This is a genomic window from Streptomyces sp. NPDC001980, assembly GCF_040296885.1.
Taxonomy (GTDB): Bacteria; Actinomycetota; Actinomycetes; order Streptomycetales; family Streptomycetaceae; genus Streptomyces.
The window spans coordinates 57434-76450 of the sequence record NZ_JBEOYD010000030.1 but is presented as its reverse complement, the minus strand read 5'-3'; the positions used below and the strand labels follow the sequence as shown (position 1 = coordinate 76450).

The window sequence follows — 19017 nt, the reverse complement described above, 5'->3', positions numbered from 1 at the left end:
GCCCGCTCCCCGACACGACAGCCGCCAGTGTGGTCGTCACCGCAGCAGACCACAGCGTCGCGGCCGGGCGCATCGACCAGGTCAACCAACACCTTCACGCCGCGCCGCGCGCTCCAGCCACATGGCCGTATCAGGTCGGAGTGATCCCATCGCAAGCGGAGTGGTTCCAGGACCGGGTCGAGACCGGCCGACTGGCCCAGCTGCTGACCAGCGGGGGGACCGCGGTCGTCGAATCTGCAGACCAAGTGCCGGCGGGCGGGGTGCTGGCAGGGATGGGCGGAGTTGGTAAGACTCAGCTGGCCGCCCACTACGCGCGCACTGCATGGCAGGCTGGCACGCTGGATCTGCTGGTGTGGATCACTGCGAGCAGCCGTAGCGCCGTCGTAGCTGGCTATGCCCAAGCTGCGGTAGAGATCTTGGGCGCCGACTCCGGTGATCCGGAGGCTGCGAGGACGTTCCTGGCCTGGCTGGAGCCCAAGCCGCAGCCGAGCCCGTGCCGCTGGCTCGTGGTTCTGGATGACGTCGCCGACCCCGTCGACTTGAGGGGGTGGTGGCCGCCAGCCAGCCCGCACGGCCGCACCCTGGCTACCACTCGCCGCAAGGACGCCGCCCTGACCGGGGCCGGTAGACGCGTGATCGAGATCGGTCTGTTCACTGAAACCCAAGCCCTGGCCTACCTCACGAGTGCTCTGGCCGACCACGGCCGCATCGAGCCCGAAGAGCAGCTCACCGCCCTCGCCCGCGACTTGGGCCAGCTGCCGCTTGCGCTGTCCCAGGCTGCCGCCTACCTCATAGACGCTGGCATCAGCTGCCAGGAATACCGGGACCTGTTGGCCGACCGCACTCGTTCCCTGGCCGACGCTGCCCCCGACGTCCTGCCCGACGACCAAACTCACACCGTGGCTGCTGCCTGGAGCCTGTCCCTCGACCGCGCCGATACCTTGCGCCCCGCTGGTCTGGCCCGGCCGGTGCTCCAGCTTGCCTCGGCCATGGACCCGAACGGTATTCCTGAACACGTTCTTACCAGCCAGCCCTCCCTCGCCTACCTCACCGCTCACAGAGCCTGCTCTGATGGCGATCAGGCGGAGCACAGCGTCTCTAGCGACGAAGCACGTGCGGCCCTGCGAGCCCTGCACCGTCTCAGCTTGATCGAGCATTCACCGGACGCGATCCACCCACGCGTTCGAGTCCATCAACTCATCCAACGCGTCACACGCGAGTCACTCTCACCCATCGATCACGCTGATGCAACGCGTTCAGCCGCTGACTCGCTTTTGGCTACTGTCAGCGAGTTCCGAGGCGACAGGGTTAATAGGAGGCACTTTCTTGCCAATGCTCAATCGGTGATTCAGAACGCACAGAGCGACCTGTGGAGCCCTGAGCCGCACCCGTTGCTCGCGCTGTTCGGCGCCAGTCTTGGGGCCGATTACCAATTCGATGCCACTCTGGATCATTTTCGCCAACTGGTGGACGCAACCAACCGCCGACTAGGTGCGGACAGCCAGCACACGCTCGCAATGCGATACAACCTCGCCTACTGGCAGTGGCGCGCGGGAGACCTGGGTGGTGCTTCAGCCGCGCTCGAAGATCTGTTGGGCGACACACGACGCGTAGTCGGGTCGTCAGACCACCTCACGTTGGCAACTCGCCGGGTCCTAGCCAACGTCAGAGGAGAAGCCGGAGAGGTATCCACTGCCATAGCAGAACTCGCGGAAGTTCTTGAGGATGCCGTGAAGGACCATGGGGCAACCGATCCCTTTTCCATGGACGTTCGCCATAACCTTTCCTACTGGCAAGGACTGACCGGTGACACGACGCTGGCCACGGACGGCATCAAAGAAGTGCTCTCCATGCGCCACCAGGAAATCGATCCCGAACGCATGACGGAGGAGGAATTCGAGGCAATTCTGAGCGGGCTCACCAGCCTCATCGAACAGCAGGGGAGAGCTGGAGACGCAGCGGGAGCAGTCGATCAATACGCCGAACTTGTTGAGGGGCTCGGCCAGCATCTAGGCTTGAACCACGGAACCGTCCGTTCCCTGCGTACAAGCCTTGCCTGGTGGAAGGGATGCTCGGGCGATATCTCGGGAGCAATCGCTGACTATACCGCTCTCCTGGAGGAGGAATCAGAACTTGAGTCCCACCATCCGAACATCCGAGCCCTCCTTCATAATCTTGGTTACTGGAAGGGCAAGTCCGGGGACCTCGCGGGGGCTATAGCGATCCTCTCGGATCTCCTGGAAAGAGGGCTCCGAGAATTGGGCCCAAATCATCCGGATGTGCGACTCACCCGCCTCGCTCTCACCAAGTTCCACTGGGCCGCCGGCGCCATACTGAAATTGCCGCCTCGTTAACCTGCGCATGGTGTCCAACGCAGACTGCCCTGCTGAACGTACGGGGGCAGTTCATCTCCCGATCCTCCAAAGGATCAGCACTCCGGCACGAACTCCGAGCTCATCCGCGCTCCGGGCTCAAGATCCGCTTTGGGGCGAGAAAGGTAGCGCGGGCACGCAGTACGGGCTGCAGCCTCGGCGATCGCCAGATTCGCCTCGGATACAGGCCATCCCCGTTTTCTTTGGCCTGGGCAATGAACGTATGGGCCCATCAGTCGCGGACATGCCGAGTGTGAGCGGTGCGGCGCTTCCCTGAACCGCCTTCGTACTGCACCGCGATGTCGGCCTCGCGCCATAGCAAGGCAGCAGCAAGTGGCATGAACGGACTGAGCACCTGGCCCTCCTCCGCGACTGGGCTCTGAGAAGTGATCTCGCCGACATCACCGGCAGGGGGGTGGGTCCGCCCGGATCCGCAGGGCGGCGCGCCGCCCTGCTGTCAACTTCAGACGGGATTGTCAGTGGCAGGTGATATGCCTGGCGCTACGGCCGAGTTGACCCAATTGAGCGGAAGGTGAGCGGAACATGGCAGGGGAACCCTACGTCGACCACGACGTCCTCAAAGGCGACGAACTCGCCGTCGGCATCGCAGTCGCGACCGATCTGACTGATGACGTCCTGGAGTACCTGCGCGGACAGAACCTGCCCGTCTCCAAGCTGGTGGTATACGCCCCGCCTGGAGGTGTGGCGAAGGACGGCTCAGTTGCCGACAGCTCGGCCGCCAACGCCCTGGCCGTTGGGATCCGTGACCACATCCGCCGCGTAGCGCGTCCTGTTCGGCGCATCCATCTCTTCCTCGCCTGCCCGATGGGACTCGCCGTCCTACTCGGCAACCGGTGGAACCGCCTGTGCGAGACCGTGATCTACGAGGACATCAAAATCGACGAAGGCTACGAACCAGCCTTCACCATCCAAGCCTGAGAGACTCGCATCTGGACTGGGTGAACCATCTCCCATCGACAATTCCGTCCGGCGCTCGCCATACATGACGAATTAGAAGGAGCACGCATGAAGTACTGGCTATTGAACACCGAACATAAGTCAGCAGCGTACGACGTGGCTCGGGATTCCGAGGAATTGGACATGACTCTGTCAGCCACTGCCAATGTTGACGCTGCCGCTGGGGACGGAGTCTTACTTTGGCGCGGGGGCCGAGGCGGCGGTGTAGTCGCGATCGGCGAGATCACAAAAACCACCGACCTGTCTGGCAGTGAACTCACCTTACTTCGAATGCGCGGGCGCGACAGTGAAAAAACCTTAGAACCGGACCCTGTGAGAGTAACGCTGGAATTCGAACACCTCATTTTCTCCACCCCCCTTACCAGGGAGGCGCTTCAAGGTGCAGGATTCCAGAATGTGGCAAAACTTGCGCGCGCCACAAACGCAAGATCCGACCTTAAGACCCTCACTCTCACGGACCATGAATGGGAAGAATTAAACCGACTCTCCCGTCAAGTACAACAGCCCGATTCCTGGCCAGCCGCTTGGAATATTCCACCGGGTTCTGTGGTAAAGCGGGCCGAGTTGCATGAAGTGTACGGCGGCAACCCCCTGGTTACAGCTTCCTCCAGCGGGAAAACACCGAATGCGTTCCTCTTCCTCAGAAACAGTCAGGCAGATGGACGATCCCCTCAGTGGGATGGCACCTCAAGCAAGGCTCTCGGACATGGGCAAGATTTGCGTAGCCCGTCGACGGAAAACCTGGCCGTGCTGGCCCACCGCCGCCGCGGCGTGCCGCTTCGTGTCTTTATTTCAGAGAAAACCGAGAGTCTCTATATCGGCGAGTTCGCCATCGATTCGAAACGACCCGTTCATGAGTGGGTCTCAGTAGGTGAGCGGACATACCGGTGGGACAAGCGAAAGGTGCGGGTCGTCAAGGCGCCACTCTTTCGAATACAACAGTTGAGCGGAGTACCAATAGGAGCGATCGACGGGATTGCGTTTCGATCGGCTCCCCGTATCAGCCTCAGCCTGCACGCATCTAGCGATCGTCAAGCAGACGTAGCAGTCCGTCGTTTGCTAACCCTCCTGGAGCGCGAACCGGACGTCGCGGCATCGCTGGGAGAACTCCATGAGGCGCAAGTGCTCACGGCTATTGTCCAGCGATCCCGACGGCAAGCAGATCTGAATGAATTGCGGGCAGCGGTGGAGGATCCAGGCAGCAACGAGAACGATTTGCAAAAACTGATCCAGCGCATGACTTGGATTTTCGGTAGCGAATTCGATCCTGGCACGGTCCGCCGCAATCTAACATTGCGGGATCAACTCGACCTAGCGCTGCTCCGCCCCGACGGGACTCTGCACGGCGTCGAGTTGAAGCGAGCCAACATCGAGGATCTTGTAACTGGCCATCGCAACCATCTCATCCCTGGCCCGAAGGTCCATGAAGCAGTCTGCCAAGCCATCAACTATCTGCGCGAGCTGGACGAGCATCGCTCCCAAATTCTCACGGACCTTGGAATCGACTGTCGGCGTGCCTCCATGACCGTCGTGATCGGGCACAGCAGATTCGTAGGCGGAGATATGACTACCAAGAAAGTTGACGAGGCGATCCGCACCTACAACTCCGATCATTCCCGGGTGAGCGTGACCACCTACGACAGACTGATCGAGAACGCTCAACGAGCACTCGACCTCACTTCCCCGCCACGTTAAGAAGTGTCGCGTCATCGCTTCCGCCACTCGCTCGGGGGCTGGCAGCAAACCGTCCCTGAGTAGGCCAGCCTGGCCACCATCTGAACCTTTACCCTCCGGAACGCGGGCTTCGTGCGTGCGCGATGCGTGAGCGGACTGTCCGGCACGAAGCGTCATGCGGGGGATCGAGCACGCATCTGCACGCTGCTGACCAGTGAAAACAGCACCGCTCAGCAGCGTCGAGCACCCCCCGGCAAGGTTCCAATCCCACTCCTAAAGCGGTGGTACTCGATGCGCGTGAGACGTCCCCGCGTGTGGAGGGCACCATGTCATCATCGAGTGATGCTGACTGAGGAGGACGCGCGCCGACTGGTGCTTGCCGAGATCGAAGGCATACGGGGCTGCATCGAGTACGACCTTCAGATCTTGCGCGTAGCAGCCCTGCCCTTCGGGTGGATCTTCTACTGGGGAGCGGCCTGTGATGGACAGATCGGACAGCGCCCTCGGTTGGGAGGCAACGGTCCTTTCTTGGTGGATCGTGAAAACGAGCGGCTGATCCGAACTGCTACCAGCCTCCCCGTGGCCCGTCAGATCGCCGACTACGAGCGCCGACTACGACGCGAAGCTCACGCTCGGAAAACGGCAGCGAAGCGAGCTGTACGGCAGCGCAGTACCGCAACCCCAGCGACCGCGCCTGTCCGCTGCCGTCCCTCCGGGGCCTCGAATCGACCGGAGTGACCGTCACCGACCGATCTGGGTGAAGCTACGGATCACAAGGCGATAGCCCCGGCGCGACACGCCCAGGGCATCACGTCTCCGGGCCCCAGCGCTCCGGCCCTACTCCGCGCCAGTCGCTCCACGGGGCCCCTGCTACCTCCACCGGGTCGATCTCCAGTCCGGCCCGGCGCAGGACCTCCGCAACGTCGACCACGCTGTGGGCCAGGCCGAGGATCTCGCCGTCCACGCGTACGCGCCGGCCACCCGTGGACGACGGCGGATGCACGATCACGTGAATCGGTCCGGACATGCGTTCAGGATCATCCGGGACATGCGGCCCCGCATTCCAGCGTGTCATCGATGAAGCCGCTCACTCACGTCCCCGTCCGAGCGTCCCAGATCACGCAGTTCCCGCCACGCTGCAGGGCTCGGTCGCTGCTGCTGCCAGTAGGGATGAAAGAACAGCTGAGCCGACAGCCAGTACAGACGCCGGCGCAACTCGGTATAGCCGGGGCGCTCGGCAAGCTGCCGGTAGATGGCACTCCGCTCCTGCTGCGCCTGGGCAAGGTGGTCGGGAAACGGTCGTATGGCCAAATTCAAGCATGTGTTCGATTTTTCAGGCCGGCAAAGAGACCGTGTCAGGTGGCGGATGCCCTGTGACAGCACACCTTGAGCGCGTGCCAACGATTCCTCATGCGGCTTTGGTCGAGCGTCTGCGCGCTGGCTCTCTCCAGTTGCCGTTGGGGTGCGCTCAGCGCTTTCTGGAAGAGCGGGTGGAACGGCCCGCTCTTCCAGGAGGAACGCACCATGGCGCAACCGGTAAGTCGGCCAACGATCAGCGCTGAGCAGTTCAGCCGAGTGTGTGACGAGATCAGGAGCACGGCGGCGCCCGAGAAGAGCGCTCAGTCCATCCGGGACTGCGCTCTGCGCATCGTGCAGACCCTGGGACTGGCGCTGTCCACGGATGACCTGAGCAGGCTCCTCGCCGAACTCATGGCCCCTGGGGCGGCCCCACCCCCAGGGAGCCCTCACTACACCCGAGAGGCCATCCTGGACATGCCTGACGAACAGCCAGGAGAAGACGAAGGTCCAGTCAGGTAGAGCGCGCCGTCATGACTGATTGCATCCTCGGCTCGCCGGAGGATGGGTGGTCCCCACCGCCCAATCTTCGATGGCAAGCAGTCAACGGCAGCTGGCACAGGACAGCGAACACGCCAGGACTATAGGAGGCAGTGAGGCTCCCTCCTCAGGTTGAGGCGGTCAGCTCCAGGGCGAGGACAGCCTCGACGAGGTCGGTGACGCGGGTGGTGCTGCAGCGGAGCTTCCGCAGCAGGCGCCAGGATTTGAGGGTGGCCATGGCCTGTTCGCCGAGTGCGCGGATCTTCGCGTGGGCGCGGTTGACGGCCTTCTTGCCGGCGGAGAGCTTGTTCCAGAGGCCGCGGAAGGGGACGCGGACGGCGGGGCCGGAGCCCTGGTACGCCTTATCGGCCCAGCACCGGATGCCGCCGGCGCTGAGGGCGTCGAGCAGGCCGTGGGAGCGGGCTGCCCTGATGTCGTGGACCGCGCCCGCTACGGCTGGCGAAGCCCAGATGAGCTTCCCGAACGGGTCGGTGAGGACTTGGACGTTCATACCGTGCTTGCGGTGCTTGCCGGAGTAGAAGGGGCGGTCGGCCGCGATGCGGTCGACGGTCAGCAGGGTTCCGTCCAGGATCACGAACGTCTTGCGTGCGGCAACCGCCATGGCCTGCTGGAGGGTGGGGGCGAGGACGGCCAGGACGTCCACGGCCTCGGTGACGTAGCGGTGGGCGGTGGCTTCCGGCAGCGAAGGTTGATCTTGGTCGACAACCCTTCTACCAGGAGCTTCGTCGTTCTGCCACGCCAACCCGGCGCCCCCAGCCATGTTGGGAAAGGCCCCTTGAGGGGATCGTGCACGACCGAGCCGTCTGGTCGCCAGATGTACGCGATCTCCGGAACGCTGGATAAGACGCTGAGCGAGATCTTCATGCCCGCCTACAGCCCACGTCTTGAAGAGGCCAAGGAGCGTCTCCGCGCCAACCTGTACCAGGGAGCCGACGAGCCGACGGCACCAGGCCAGGACTCGACCGACGCACCACAAGCGCACCAGATGGGTCGGGGAACAGCGGGGAACCACGGTGAAGGCGACCAAGGGCGATGAGACCCGGTGCCGGACGAACGTCCAGTTCAGTAGCCATCCCCGCGCCAGATGATCGCAGCTTCCCAAGCTGAGAGCGCGAGTTCGATTCTCGTCACCCGCTCCACGCGAAACCCCCAGGTCGTGGACCCGGGGGTTCTTTGTTGTCTCGTTCCATTCAAGGATGAGCTGACTTCTGCGTGCCTCTTCGAGGTCGGCGGGTGGGAGGACATGATCACGGGTGGCGGCGCCGCCGTCGTACGGGACGTGTTCCGCGGGCCATGGTGTCCCGATCGCGGTTCAGGTGGTCATGGCCTGGTACACGAGGGTCCGCAACTGGCGGCGTAGGGGAGGTCGGTGCTTGCCCCAGGTGACGACCTGAGTGCAGAACACGGCTGTGACGCTGTCGAGAGGGTCCACGAAGAAGTGGGTGTTCGCCGCACCGGACCAGCCGAACTCTCCCTTGTTGCCGAACGAACCCGCGGTCACGGGATCCGTGACGACGTAGAACCCCAGCCCGAAGCCGCAGCCGCGGTGCTCGTCGTCGGGGTAGCGCGCGAAGGAGTTCAGATCGGCGCCGCCGGGCAGGTGGTTGGCCGTCATGAGGGAGAGCGTCCGGGGGCCGAGCAGCCGTTCGCCGTCCAGTTCGCCGCCGCGCACGAGCATGGTCGCGAACCGGTGGTAGTCCTCCAGGGTCGACACCAGTCCGGGAACGCCGCTGCCGGACGGGAACTGCGCGGGCTCGCGGAAGGTGGGACGCAGTTCCTGGTTCACGGCGAGTCGGCCCGATTCGGGTTCCGGACTGTAGACCTCGGCCAGGTCCGTCACCCGCTCGGGTGCGAGCGAGAACGTGGTGTCGGTCATTCCGAGCGGGCCGAGCACGTTGGTTTCCATGAACCTGTCGAGGGTCTCGCCGCTGCAGACCTCGATGATCCGGCCCAGTACGTCGACACCGAGGGAGTAGTTCCACGCGGTGCCCGGTTCGAACAGCAGCGGCAGCCCGCCGACGTCGGCGCACATCTGCTGGAGTGTCGTGCCCGGCAGCGGGAGCACGTCCTGGCCGGCCTGGCGGTACAGCGCGTCCACCGGGTTCATGTGGGCCAGCCCGAGGGTCAGCCCGGAGGTGTGCGTGAGCAGGTGGCCCACGGTCACCGGGTGAGCGGCCGGGCGCACCCGTACGCTCCCCGGTGCCCCGCCGTCGTACACCGTCATGTCCGCGAACTCGGGGATGTACGCGCCGACCGGGTCGTCGAGTCCGAGCAGTCCGCGCTCCACCAGCATCATGACGGCGACGGACGTCACCGGTTTCGTCATGGAGTAGAGACGCCACAGGGTGGTGGGCTCGACCGGTAGTCCGAGTTCGAGGTCCCGGAGTCCGCCGCCCGCCGCGTAGACGGGTTCCCCGTTGCGGGCCACGAGCGCCGACCAGCCCGGGATGACCCCGAGTTCCGTCTGCCGGTCGAAGAACTCGGTGATCCGCCCCAGCCGTTCCGCGCTGAAACCGGACCGCTCCGGGGGCTTGGTGACGCCGAAACGGTCGGCGAACTGCTGCATGTGTGCCTCCGTGTACTGGAGTTGGGGACCGCCCGCGTCAACGGGCCGAAGACGCCGGGGTTCCGTCGACCCCGGCCGCCGCCAGCAACCGTCGGGTGTAGGGATGCTCCGCGCCGGCGTAGACCTCCTCGGTCGTACCCCTCTCCACGACGTCACCGCGGTACAGGACGACGATCCGCTGGGCGAGGTGGCGTACCACGGCGAGGTCGTGGGAGATGAACAGGTAGCTGACGCCCGTCTCCCGCTGGAGATCGGTGAAGAGGTTCAGGACCTGTGCCTGGACCGACAGGTCGAGCGCGCTGACCGGCTCGTCGCACACGATGAGTTTCGGCGACATCACCAGAGCCCGGGCGATCGCGATCCGCTGCCGCTGACCTCCGGAGAACTGGCGCGGGTAACGGTCGGCCGCCGCGGCCGGCAGCCCCACCAGCGCCAGCACCTCCCGTACCCGCTCCAGGACCACGGACCGCTCGTCACGCGAGTGCACCAGAAGCGGTTCGGCCAGGGTCTGGCCCACGGTCAGCGCCGGATTGAGCGAACCGTTGGGGTCCTGGAAGACGGCCTGGATGCTCTTGCTCAGCTCCCTGCGCCGGGCGGCGCCGGCATGCGTGATGTCCTGGCCGTCGAAGAGGATCGTGCCCTGTGTGGCGGCCGTCAGACCGAGCACGGCGCGGCCCAGGGTGGACTTGCCGGAACCGGACTCCCCGACCAGAGCGACGGTCTCGCCGGGCCGGATGTCCAGGGACACGTCCCGGATGGCCGCAGTGCCCTTGCCACGACGGTGATACGACACGGACAGGTCGCGGATGTCGAGCAGGGGCCGTTCGGTCGTGCTCACGAGGACACCTCCAGCAGTTCTTCGCCCAGCCCTTCGCCTGCCAGGACACAGCGGGCGACACCCTGGTCGTCGGGCTGTGTCAAGGCGATCGGCGCCTCGGTGCACCGGGAGACACGGTCGGGACACCGGTCGGCGAAGTGACAGCCGACGGGCCACTGCCCCGGGGGCGGCACGGTGCCCGGGATGGTGGGGATCGGCTCGCCCACCGTCGCCAGCCGCGGGTTCGCGGCGAGCAGCTTGCGGGTGTAGGGATGGACCGGCGCGGTCATGACGCGCTCTGTCGGACCGGCCTCCACCACCTGGCCCGCGTACATGACCAGGGCGGTGTCGCATGCCTCCGCTATGACGTCCCAGTCGTGACTGATCATCAGCAGCGCCATGCCTGTGTCCCGCTGGATCGTGCGCAGCAGCTGGACGATCTCGCGCTGGACGGTGACGTCGAGCGCGGTGGTCGGTTCGTCGGCGACGAGGATGCGGGGGCGCCCGGCCAACGCGACGGCGATGGAGACGCGCTGCGCCATACCGCCCGAGATCTGCGACGGGCGCAGCTTCATGACCCGGTCCGGATCGGCGAGCTGTACTTGGACGAGCAGTTCACGGGCCCGGAGCGTGGCTTCCTTGCGGGAGAGCCGCTCGTGGGTGCGTACCGCCTCGCGCAGCAGGTGGCCGATGGTGAACAGGGGGTCGAGGCCGACCATGGGTTCCTGCGAGATGAAGGCGATGGTGCCGCCGCGCAGGGCCCGCCACTGAGCCGTGCTGAACGAGCCGACGTCGGTGCCGTCGATCCCGATCGTGCCCGAGGAGACGCGGGCTCCGCTCGGCAGCAGGCCGAGCAACGCCAGCCCGGTCATGGACTTGCCGCAGCCGGACTCGCCGACCAGTCCCACCGTGCGGCCCTGCCCCACGGACAGGCTCACGTCGCTGATCAGGTCGACCGCACCGGCGGCGGTGTCCGCGGTGACGGTCACCCCGGTGAGCCGTACTACCGGATTCGGCTCCGCCAGCAGCCAGGCAGCGTCGGACCCCGGTGCCGTTGCGGCAGCCACGGCTGCGGCGGTTGCCTTGCGGCGGCGGGTCGGTGCCGAAGGTGACACGCCGGACCAGCGCTCGGCGAGCATGTCGCGCAGGCCGTCGCCGAGGACGATCAGCGCGGCGGCCGTGACCGCGACCAGTCCGCCGGTCGGGATGGCCAGCCACAGGCTCTGGTTCAGGGTCTGCGCGGCGTCGGCCATCATGCCGCCCCAGGACGGAGCGGGCGGCTTCACGCCGAGACCGATGGCGTTCAGGCCGGACGCGATGAGCAGGGTGTTGACGCATGCCAGCGCCGCGTTCACCAGGATCAGTCCGGTGATGCGCGGCAGCACGTGCCGACGGGCCACGCGCCAGGTGCCGAGTCCGGACACCTGGGCAGCGGCGACGTAGGTCTCCCGGCCGACCGCCAGCGACGCCGACCGGACGACCCGCATCATGCCGGGTACCGACAGCAGGCCGATCACGACCATGGCCGCGGTCATGCTCTGCGAGAACAGGGCCAGCACGATCAGCAGCAGGATGATGCCGGGGATCGACATCACCACGTCGGCCAGCCGCATCAGCACCGCGTCGATACGGCCCCGACGCAGGCCGGCGACCAGGCCGAGGGGAACGGCGATCACCAGCGTGATGCCCACGGCGATCGCGATCTCCCGGAACGTGTCCGAACCGCCGTACATCAGACGCGACAGCACGTCGCGGCCGAGCCGGTCGGTGCCGAGCAGGTGCTTCGCGCTCGGTCCGGTCAGTGCCGCGGTGAAGTCCGCCTGCTGCGGCGGGTACGGCGCGAGCCACCGGGCACCGAACGACGCGATCAGCTCCAGGACCAGGATCACGGCCGGAACCGCGATGCGCGGCCGGCGCAGGACGCGGCGCAGGACGGACACGTGAGGCGAGCGCGCCGGGGAGGCGGCCGGGGCGGCCGGAGCACTCTCGACCTGCTCGGGACGCTCGGGGTCGGGACGCTCGGGTTTCGTCATCGATGTCTCCTGTGCGCTCATGCGGCGACCGCCTGAGGGTTGAGCCAGCCGATGGCGAGGTCGAGCAGGAGATTCAGTCCGACCACGATGAGGGTGAAATACACCGCCACTCCCTGGATGACCGGGATGTCGCCACTGGACGCGGCCGTGACCGCCGCGCTGCCCAGGCCGGGCAGGCCGAAGAGTTCCTCGATCACCACGGCCGACCCGAGGAGTCCGATGAGGTTGTTGCCCGCCACGGTGAGGACCGTGACGGAGATGTGCCGCAGGGAGTGCTTGAACAGGATCGACCGCTCGCTGACCCCGTTGGCCCGCAGGTTCCGCACGAAGTCCCGGCTCAGCACGTCGGCGAACTGCTCTCGCGTCTGCTTGGCGATCACCGTGATGAGCGCGAAGGCCAGGGCGGCCACCGGCAGCACCAGCGAGCGCGCCCAGCCGCCGGCGGACGTCCCGAAGAACACGTATCCGTTCGCGGGCAGCAGGTCGAACCGGGTATTGAAGATCCAGATGCCCAGCAGACCGACCCAGAAGGCGGGGATGGTCATGCCGGCGATGGACGCGGTGTCCGCGGCGACCCGTGTGGTGCGCCCGCCGCGGGCGCTGGCCAGGCCCAGTACGACTCCGACGACCAGCGCGAGCAGGGTGGTCGCGATCACGAGGGAGAGCGTCACCCCCAGGCGGGTGTTGAGCGCGCCCGAGACCGACTCGTTGCTGCTGATCGACCGGCCGAGGTCGCCGTGCACCGCGTCCTTCAGCCAGGCCCAGTAGCGCTCCCAGACCGGCTGGTCGAGGTGGAGGCGGTGTCGCAGCGCGGCGATCGCCTGGGGTGAGGCGGTCAGGCCTCCTATGGACCGGGCGGCGTCACCCGGGATGAACAGCTGGAGGAAGAAGGTGAGCGCCGAGACGAAGAGCAGCAGGGGTACAGCCTGCACGATCCGCATTCCGCTGGTTCGCCACATGACTGGGTGCCTTTCTCGGGAGGGTCACTTGGCGGCGTACAAGGACGTCAGGTCGGGCGTGAGGTTCGTGGTCGAGAGGTCGACACCCTTCAGGCCGGGCCGTACGTAGACGATCTTTTCCATGGAGACCATCGGGATCGTCCAGGACAGGTCGGACAGTCGCTGTTCGAACTTCTGCCAGCCCTGCTCCTGGAGCTGGGCGGTCGGTGCGGAGGACGCCTGGCTGTACAGCGTGTCGAGCTGCTTGTCGCTGACCTTGAGCGGGTTGCCCCAGCTGTACAGGAGATCGTTGCCCTGGGCGTACGGCGGGGCGATGCCGGCGCCGTAGTCGAACATCATCCCCGCGTACTTCGAGTAGGTGGAGAAGAGCTCGTTCACGTTCGCCGGGACGTTGATCTTGACGTTGATGCCGATGTTCGCCATCTCCGCGGCGAAGGCCTCCGCGGCCTGGGACTCTCCCACGCCCGTGAGGTTCACGGTGATGGGCAGCGTGAAGCCGTTGGGGTAGCCCGCCTCGGCCAGGAGCTTCTTGGCCTTGGTGACGTCGTAGGAGTACTTTCCTTCGCTGCCCTCGGTGTAGCCGCTCGTGCCGGCCAGGACGGGGTAGTCCCAGCCCTTGGCGTACGAGCCGTACAGGGCCTTGGCGATCGAGTCCCGGTTGATGCCGTACATCATGGCCTGCCGTACCCGCAGGTCACCCAGGGCCTTGACCATGGTGCCCGCCCGGTCCTGGATCATCAGCTGCATGATCGAGTAGGGGCTCGACAGGACCTGGAATCCGGCGGACTTCGCGGCCTTCGCGGTGGTGGAGTCGCCGAGCGCGTAGTCGACCTCTCCGGAGCGGAAGGCGCTGAGCGTGGTGTTCTCGTCCTTGATGATCTTGACGACGACCTTCTTCCAGTGCACGCGCGACTTGTCGTAGTACGTGGGGTTGGGGACGTACGTATAGGTCTGGCCGGAGACGGTCTGCGACGTGTCGATCATGTACGGCCCCGCGCCGTGCGTGGTGGTCCCGAGTTCGCCCGACTTGGCGAGGCCGGTGGGGCTGATGATCTCTCCGGTCGTCGGTCTGGAGAGATAGAGCGGCAACAGCGGATCGGACGTCTTGAGGTGGAGGCGGAGCCTGAGACCGGAGAGGACGTCGATCGATCCCACGGGGGCCAGGTCGGCCGCCAGCGGGCCGCCGGCCTTGGCGTAGTACTGAAGCGACTTCTTGACGCCTTCGGCGGTGAGTGCGGAGCCGTCGTTGAACTTCACGCCGGACCGCAGGGTGAGGTCGAAGGTCTTGCTGTCGGAGCCGACGAAGCCCCACTTGGTCGCGAGAGCGGGCGTGTACTTCCCGTCCGGCGCCTGGCGGATCAGTGTGTCGTATGCCAGTTCGAAAAAATACTGCTGGGGGTCGGACGAACCGCCCAGAGCCGGGTTGAGGCTGTTGGGTGCGATGGCCGAGGCGACCGTCAGGACGTTCGGGTCCTGGGCCTTCGCGGTGCCGGACGAGGCACTGTTTCCGCCACCGCACGCGGTGGTCAGGAGCGCGAGCCCGGCGGCACCGGCCGTGACTGTGAGAGTAAGGCGCAAGCGTGTCATCTGAACCTCCGGCGTTGAGGCATCGAATGGGAACGCGGGGTTCACCGGGCGTGGGGAAGGAGGTCACCGTCGTGGTGGATGCTCCGTGGTGTGGGTCCGCGCGAGGTTGGGGCGGCAGGACGGTCTCTGTGTGGGCGGGTGTCCGGAAGGCCGCCGACGGGTGGCGTGGACGCGGCACTTCGAGCAAGCGCCGGACTGCGGTCGGTGTGCGTGATGTCGCACTCTGCGCTGCGAGTACTCGGCTCGGCCAGCTCTTGTGGAGGTCGGCCTGAGTCATGCGTGGGGTTCGACGGGTGCGGTCGGTGCTCTCGCGGCGGTATGACGCATGAAGCCGCCTCTCAGCGGGACCTCTGGAACCGAGTGGGCTCATTATTCGGCCAAACGGTCCGGTTCCAGTACGCCAGAAGTCCGCTGAGCGGACCGCTGTGCACATGAGGGGTGGCGCTCCGGGCGCGCGTCCGCGATGTGTGACTGCAAGGCTGCGTCGAGTGACGGCATCCATGCCGGTCGGGTCGAGTGCAACCCATCCGAAGACGGGTGGCGCTGAGCGGGACCTTCTCGTTGCGGACCTGGGGCGGGCCGGCAGAATGCTGGACTGCTCCGAACTCGGTGTGCTTCTGCGAGAGGGCCTTCCAGCCGCTGCCGGCTTCCATAACCTGGGCGGGATCGAGCCCCGAGTGGCCTTCTCTCACGCTGCCGAACCGAGGGCGTGCCCGCAGCGTGCCCTTAACACCGGTCAACCACGGTCAACAGCGGTCCTGACGTACCCCCCCAGGCGCAGGGCCTGGACGCATAACACGAGGTCAGTAGCTATCCGACCCCCCAAGCGCCGTCGCTTCCCAAGCTGAGAGTGCGTGTGCCAGACTGCCGTTCATGACTCACAACCGAAAGGGCCATGCCGCGTAGGCGCCCTTCACGCCTACGGGCAGAGAGCAGGCATTTTCCTGCTGCACGTGGCACCTACTCGAAGATCGGTCGGCTTTCAGGCCCAGCCCAGGCGCAGGTCATTCGGTTGGAGCGGACGCGGCTCCAGCCAGGCATCATCGAGCAGGCCCTCTCCCGGTGGGCCGCCATCGCAAGGGCCCCGCGGGATCAGCTCCCTTCACCGTTCAGCGACCGATGTGGTGTACCCGACTGCTGTCCTGAGCCGGCGGACGAGCGAGACCTGTTGGAGCTCGCTATCTGTGCGCTTCCCAAGAAGAGCGCTCGGGAGCTCCGCGCCATCGTGGAGCCTCTGGATAGGAGGATCCTCAAACGTCCGGACGCCGTGCCGTACGGCCATCCTCCGCATCGTTGGTGGCAGAGTGCCTTCTGAGCAACCCCAAGAACGAGAAGCTACCCTCGCCCCGGGCCAGAGGTGTGAGTGTCCAACTGCGTGACCACGCCGGCGACCGATGGCGAACAAGCGTGAACGCCTACGGACGATCAGCACGGGTGAGAGCCACACCAGCCCAGGGCAGTACCCCACCCAAGTTGCTTCGGGATGAAACGGTCGCTCCCTTGGGGTGCGCTACATGACCGACGCCCCGGCCTGTCCCGAGTGCAGCCAGCCCATGAATTTCGGCGGCTTCGTCCTCGTCAAGCGGAAGGACGATGGCCGGCGGACCTGCCGGGCGCTGTGGAGGTGTACCAGTCGGCATGTCTGGTGGCGCTGGGCCGACCGGCCGGAGGAGCTGTTGGAGACCTGCCCGATGCCCGTGCTGTTCCACTGACATCAACGTCGGCGCCGCCATCTCCGTACCCGCCGCCTCGGCCGCCGCGGCCGTCCCTGGTCAGCGAAGTCACGATCGGAGAGCCTGGGGGCATGCTGCTGCCGCTAACCCATGGGAAGACCGAATTCATCGAGGTCGTCCGCATCACCGACCCCGTCAGGCACCTCAGTTCGGAGAACCTGGCCGGCGATACTGCCGCGATCTGGGAGGGAGACCAAGCCCAGCAGGCCCTGTCCCTGATCGCCGACCTACCAGGAAGTGAGCTGTACCGCTGCTTCCTCCCAGGCTGGGGAATCCGGGCGCACAGCTCCACCGATCAGCTCTTCGAGATCGCCTTCTGCTTCCGCTGCCATGGTGCCCGTATCTGGGGGCCGGGTATTCCTGTCGAACAACAAGGCCAGACCTTCGACGCAGAGAGCCCTGCCGCACTTGAACTGCTCCACCGATTCCGCTCCTGCCTGCCGGACTGATGAACAGGTCTCGGCAGCGTCGGAACGAAGAGATCGCCATCCATTACCGTGCCAGATGCCGGGGTCAGCAACGGTCAGCAAGGGTGGCTCCGGCACCAGGACACCTGCGAGCGCGCGTTGGGCAGCGGTCCGGTTCGCCCGCGAAGTTCTGATTCACGAAGGGTGTCGAGACCGGCATGTGCCTGAGACCGGTGAGCTTCATGGGCCGGTCCTCATCCGCTGCGGCCCGGCGCGTTCTCGTTGCGCCGGGCCGCAGCGGATGTTCTTGCCTGTCAGGCAGGCAAGTGGAACTGCTGGTTGGTGCCGCCGGCGCAGGTCCATATCTGCAGCCGGGCTCCGTTGGCCGTCGACTTGTCGGTGACATCGAGGCACTTGCCGGATGCGGGGTTCACCAGGGTGTCGCCGCTGCTCTGCTGCCAGACCTGAGCACCGGTGCCGTTGCAGTCGTACAACTGGACCTTCGTGCCGTTGGCGGTGCCGGCGGCGGTGAGATCCATGCACTTTCCGAGACTGCGGATGGTGTTGTCGGAGCCTACGGTCCACTGCTGGGCCGTGGTGCCGTTGCAGTCATACATCTGAACGGCGGTGCCGTTGGCGCTGCTCGCCGCCGCGACATCCACGCACTTGCCGCCGAGGCCGGTGATCTGGCCTGTGGATCCGGTGGGCGGCGGGGGAGTCGTACCGCCGGTCACGGTGTTGAAGGTGCTGGAGAACTGCCAGGCGCTCTGCGGCGTTCCGCTGCAGGTGTCGGAGAGCTGGCCGTTGGTGGCGCACGCCTTGTCGCGGCCGAGTGCCCAGAAGGCGAGTTCCTGGATGCCTTTGGACTTGGCGAAGTTGGCGAGCGTGGTGGCGTTGCCGGTGGTGAAGATCTCGCTGGTGTCGTCGTTGACCCCGATCATCGGGGTGTTGCCTTCCATCGCCCACAACTGCGCGTCGGACTTCTCCGGCCAGATGGTGCCGAGCTGGGTGCGCAGGGCGGTGGCGGCGTCGGTGGCCGCCTTGCCCATGTCCCGGGTTCCGTCGTAGTAGTCCATCGTCATGATGTTGACGAGATTGACGTTGAGGCCGTTGCTCTTGGCGTTGGACAGCAGCTTCGTGCCGTTGTCGTCCAGGCCGTTGGGCATGGAAGGCAGGGTGTACTGGACGTCCAGCTTGCGCCCGGCGGCGGCGTACTCCTGCTGGAGCTGGGCGAGGGCCTTGTTCCGGCGGTCGTTGGCGGAGGTGTCGGCGATCGCACTGCCCTCGATGTCGAAGTCGACCCGCGTCAGGTTGAGGGCGTCGACGACCTTCTTGTACTGGGCCTTGAGCGAGGCCACGGTGGTGCAGGCCTGGGCCTCCTCGGTGCCGGAGGCGCCGCCGAAGGAGGCGATGACGTCGCCGCCCGCGGCGCGCAGGGAGTTGATCGCCGAAGTCCAGCCGGCGTCGGTGACGGGAGTGTCGCCGTTGAACATGGCGTTGCAGCCGCCGCCATCGATGACGAAGGCGAGCGTGAAGTACTTCAGGCCCGTGGCGTTGCGGGCGTTGGTCATGGCCGAGGGCGAGTTCCACGTCTCGACGTACGGCGCGGCGTAGTGGGCGGGGAAGCCGGGGCCGGGGTTGGTCGCGGCGCTCGCGGAGCCGCCGCTGGCGACGAGGACGGTGGCAGCCGTCGCGAGGAGAGCGGGAATGGTGGTGAGGGCTCTGGCAGCGGATCTGATCACAGGACGGCTCCTGTCATGAACGCGGGAAGCGCGAGGTGGGGGTGCCGAGGCGGAGCATTCGGGAGCTCAGGCGGAAGTTCACGTAACTGAACGAAGGTTCCACTTCTGAACTATCGATGGTTGAAGACGGTATGGACTAGACCAGCTGTGCGTCAATACCCCGTACATCGGGAGCAGTTCAGATGGCCGTCTCCGAGGCTTGCCCCGGCAAGTGCTCCCGGCGGCGAGCGAAGTGACGGAGACCCCCGACGGCCGCCAGAGCTCTCCGTCATTCCCTGCCGTACGACTCGAC

The 19017-nt window shown here is 65.9% G+C and carries 14 protein-coding genes and 1 pseudogene; 6 read left to right on the top strand and 9 right to left on the bottom strand.

Features of this window, described 5'->3' with window-relative positions:
• The first annotated feature begins 29 nt into the window (after positions 1-29).
• The 3 genes from ABT137_RS35600 to ABT137_RS35590 all read left to right on the top strand — a co-directional run bounded on the left by ABT137_RS35600 (position 30) and on the right by ABT137_RS35590 (position 5045).
• Complete coding sequence (locus ABT137_RS35600; RefSeq protein WP_351715272.1) at positions 30-2354, top strand: DUF7779 domain-containing protein; 2325 nt, start codon at positions 30-32, stop codon at positions 2352-2354.
• A gap of 561 nt (positions 2355-2915) precedes the next feature.
• Complete coding sequence (locus tag ABT137_RS35595; RefSeq protein WP_351715271.1) at positions 2916-3311, top strand: SAVED domain-containing protein; 396 nt, start codon at positions 2916-2918, stop codon at positions 3309-3311.
• An 87-nt stretch (positions 3312-3398) separates the two neighbouring features.
• Positions 3399-5045 carry a Shedu anti-phage system protein SduA domain-containing protein gene (locus ABT137_RS35590; protein ID WP_351715270.1) on the top strand — a complete coding sequence of 549 codons (1647 nt, stop codon included), beginning with the start codon at positions 3399-3401 and terminating at the stop codon, positions 5043-5045.
• Positions 5046-5832: 787 nt separating this feature from the next.
• Here ABT137_RS35590 and ABT137_RS35585 read toward each other — a convergent pair.
• The 3 genes and pseudogenes from ABT137_RS35585 to ABT137_RS35580 all read right to left on the bottom strand — a co-directional run.
• Positions 5833-6051: a hypothetical protein gene (locus ABT137_RS35585; protein ID WP_351715269.1), complete on the bottom strand. Its 219-nt coding sequence runs from the start codon at positions 6049-6051 to the stop codon at positions 5833-5835.
• 44 nt (positions 6052-6095) lie between these two features.
• Positions 6096-6407, bottom strand: coding sequence for a DUF8825 domain-containing protein (locus tag ABT137_RS51100; protein WP_502984626.1), 312 nt, complete (start codon positions 6405-6407; stop codon positions 6096-6098).
• Between the two features lie 580 nt (positions 6408-6987).
• Positions 6988-7554 (bottom strand): annotated as a pseudogene (locus ABT137_RS35580) (transposase family protein); the annotation flags it as partial.
• Between the two features lie 141 nt (positions 7555-7695).
• On the opposite strand from ABT137_RS35580, the gene ABT137_RS35575 reads away from it, so the two are divergent.
• Positions 7696-7917, top strand: coding sequence for a hypothetical protein (locus ABT137_RS35575; RefSeq protein WP_351715268.1), 222 nt, complete (start codon positions 7696-7698; stop codon positions 7915-7917).
• 276 nt (positions 7918-8193) lie between these two features.
• Here ABT137_RS35575 and ABT137_RS35570 read toward each other — a convergent pair whose 3' ends face one another.
• From ABT137_RS35570 to ABT137_RS35550, 5 genes are read right to left on the bottom strand one after another with little or no spacing between them, the layout of a single operon-like run.
• A complete protein-coding gene (locus tag ABT137_RS35570; protein WP_351715267.1) occupies positions 8194-9447 on the bottom strand; it encodes a serine hydrolase domain-containing protein in 1254 nt (417 codons plus the stop codon).
• A 37-nt stretch (positions 9448-9484) separates the two neighbouring features.
• Positions 9485-10285, bottom strand: coding sequence for an ATP-binding cassette domain-containing protein (locus ABT137_RS35565; protein WP_351715266.1), 801 nt, complete (start codon positions 10283-10285; stop codon positions 9485-9487).
• On the bottom strand, positions 10282-12297 hold the full coding sequence (locus tag ABT137_RS35560; RefSeq protein ID WP_351715265.1) for a dipeptide/oligopeptide/nickel ABC transporter permease/ATP-binding protein: 2016 nt from the start codon (positions 12295-12297) through the stop codon (positions 10282-10284). Before ABT137_RS35560 ends, ABT137_RS35565 begins: the two co-directional genes overlap by 4 nt.
• Positions 12298-12314: 17 nt before the next feature.
• Complete coding sequence (locus ABT137_RS35555) at positions 12315-13238, bottom strand: ABC transporter permease (protein WP_351715315.1); 924 nt, start codon at positions 13236-13238, stop codon at positions 12315-12317.
• 42 nt (positions 13239-13280) lie between these two features.
• Positions 13281-14843: an ABC transporter substrate-binding protein gene (locus ABT137_RS35550; RefSeq protein ID WP_351715264.1), complete on the bottom strand. Its 1563-nt coding sequence runs from the start codon at positions 14841-14843 to the stop codon at positions 13281-13283.
• 1514 nt (positions 14844-16357) lie between these two features.
• Between ABT137_RS35550 and ABT137_RS35545 the strand changes: the two genes are divergently transcribed.
• Complete coding sequence (locus tag ABT137_RS35545; protein WP_351715263.1) at positions 16358-16555, top strand: dehydrogenase; 198 nt, start codon at positions 16358-16360, stop codon at positions 16553-16555.
• Positions 16556-16647: 92 nt separating this feature from the next.
• On the top strand, positions 16648-17025 hold the full coding sequence (locus tag ABT137_RS35540) for a hypothetical protein (RefSeq protein WP_351715262.1): 378 nt from the start codon (positions 16648-16650) through the stop codon (positions 17023-17025).
• A gap of 272 nt (positions 17026-17297) precedes the next feature.
• Here the strand turns inward: ABT137_RS35540 and ABT137_RS35535 are convergent, their stop codons facing one another.
• Complete coding sequence (locus tag ABT137_RS35535) at positions 17298-18725, bottom strand: RICIN domain-containing protein (protein WP_351715261.1); 1428 nt, start codon at positions 18723-18725, stop codon at positions 17298-17300.
• Positions 18726-19017 lie beyond the last annotated feature (292 nt).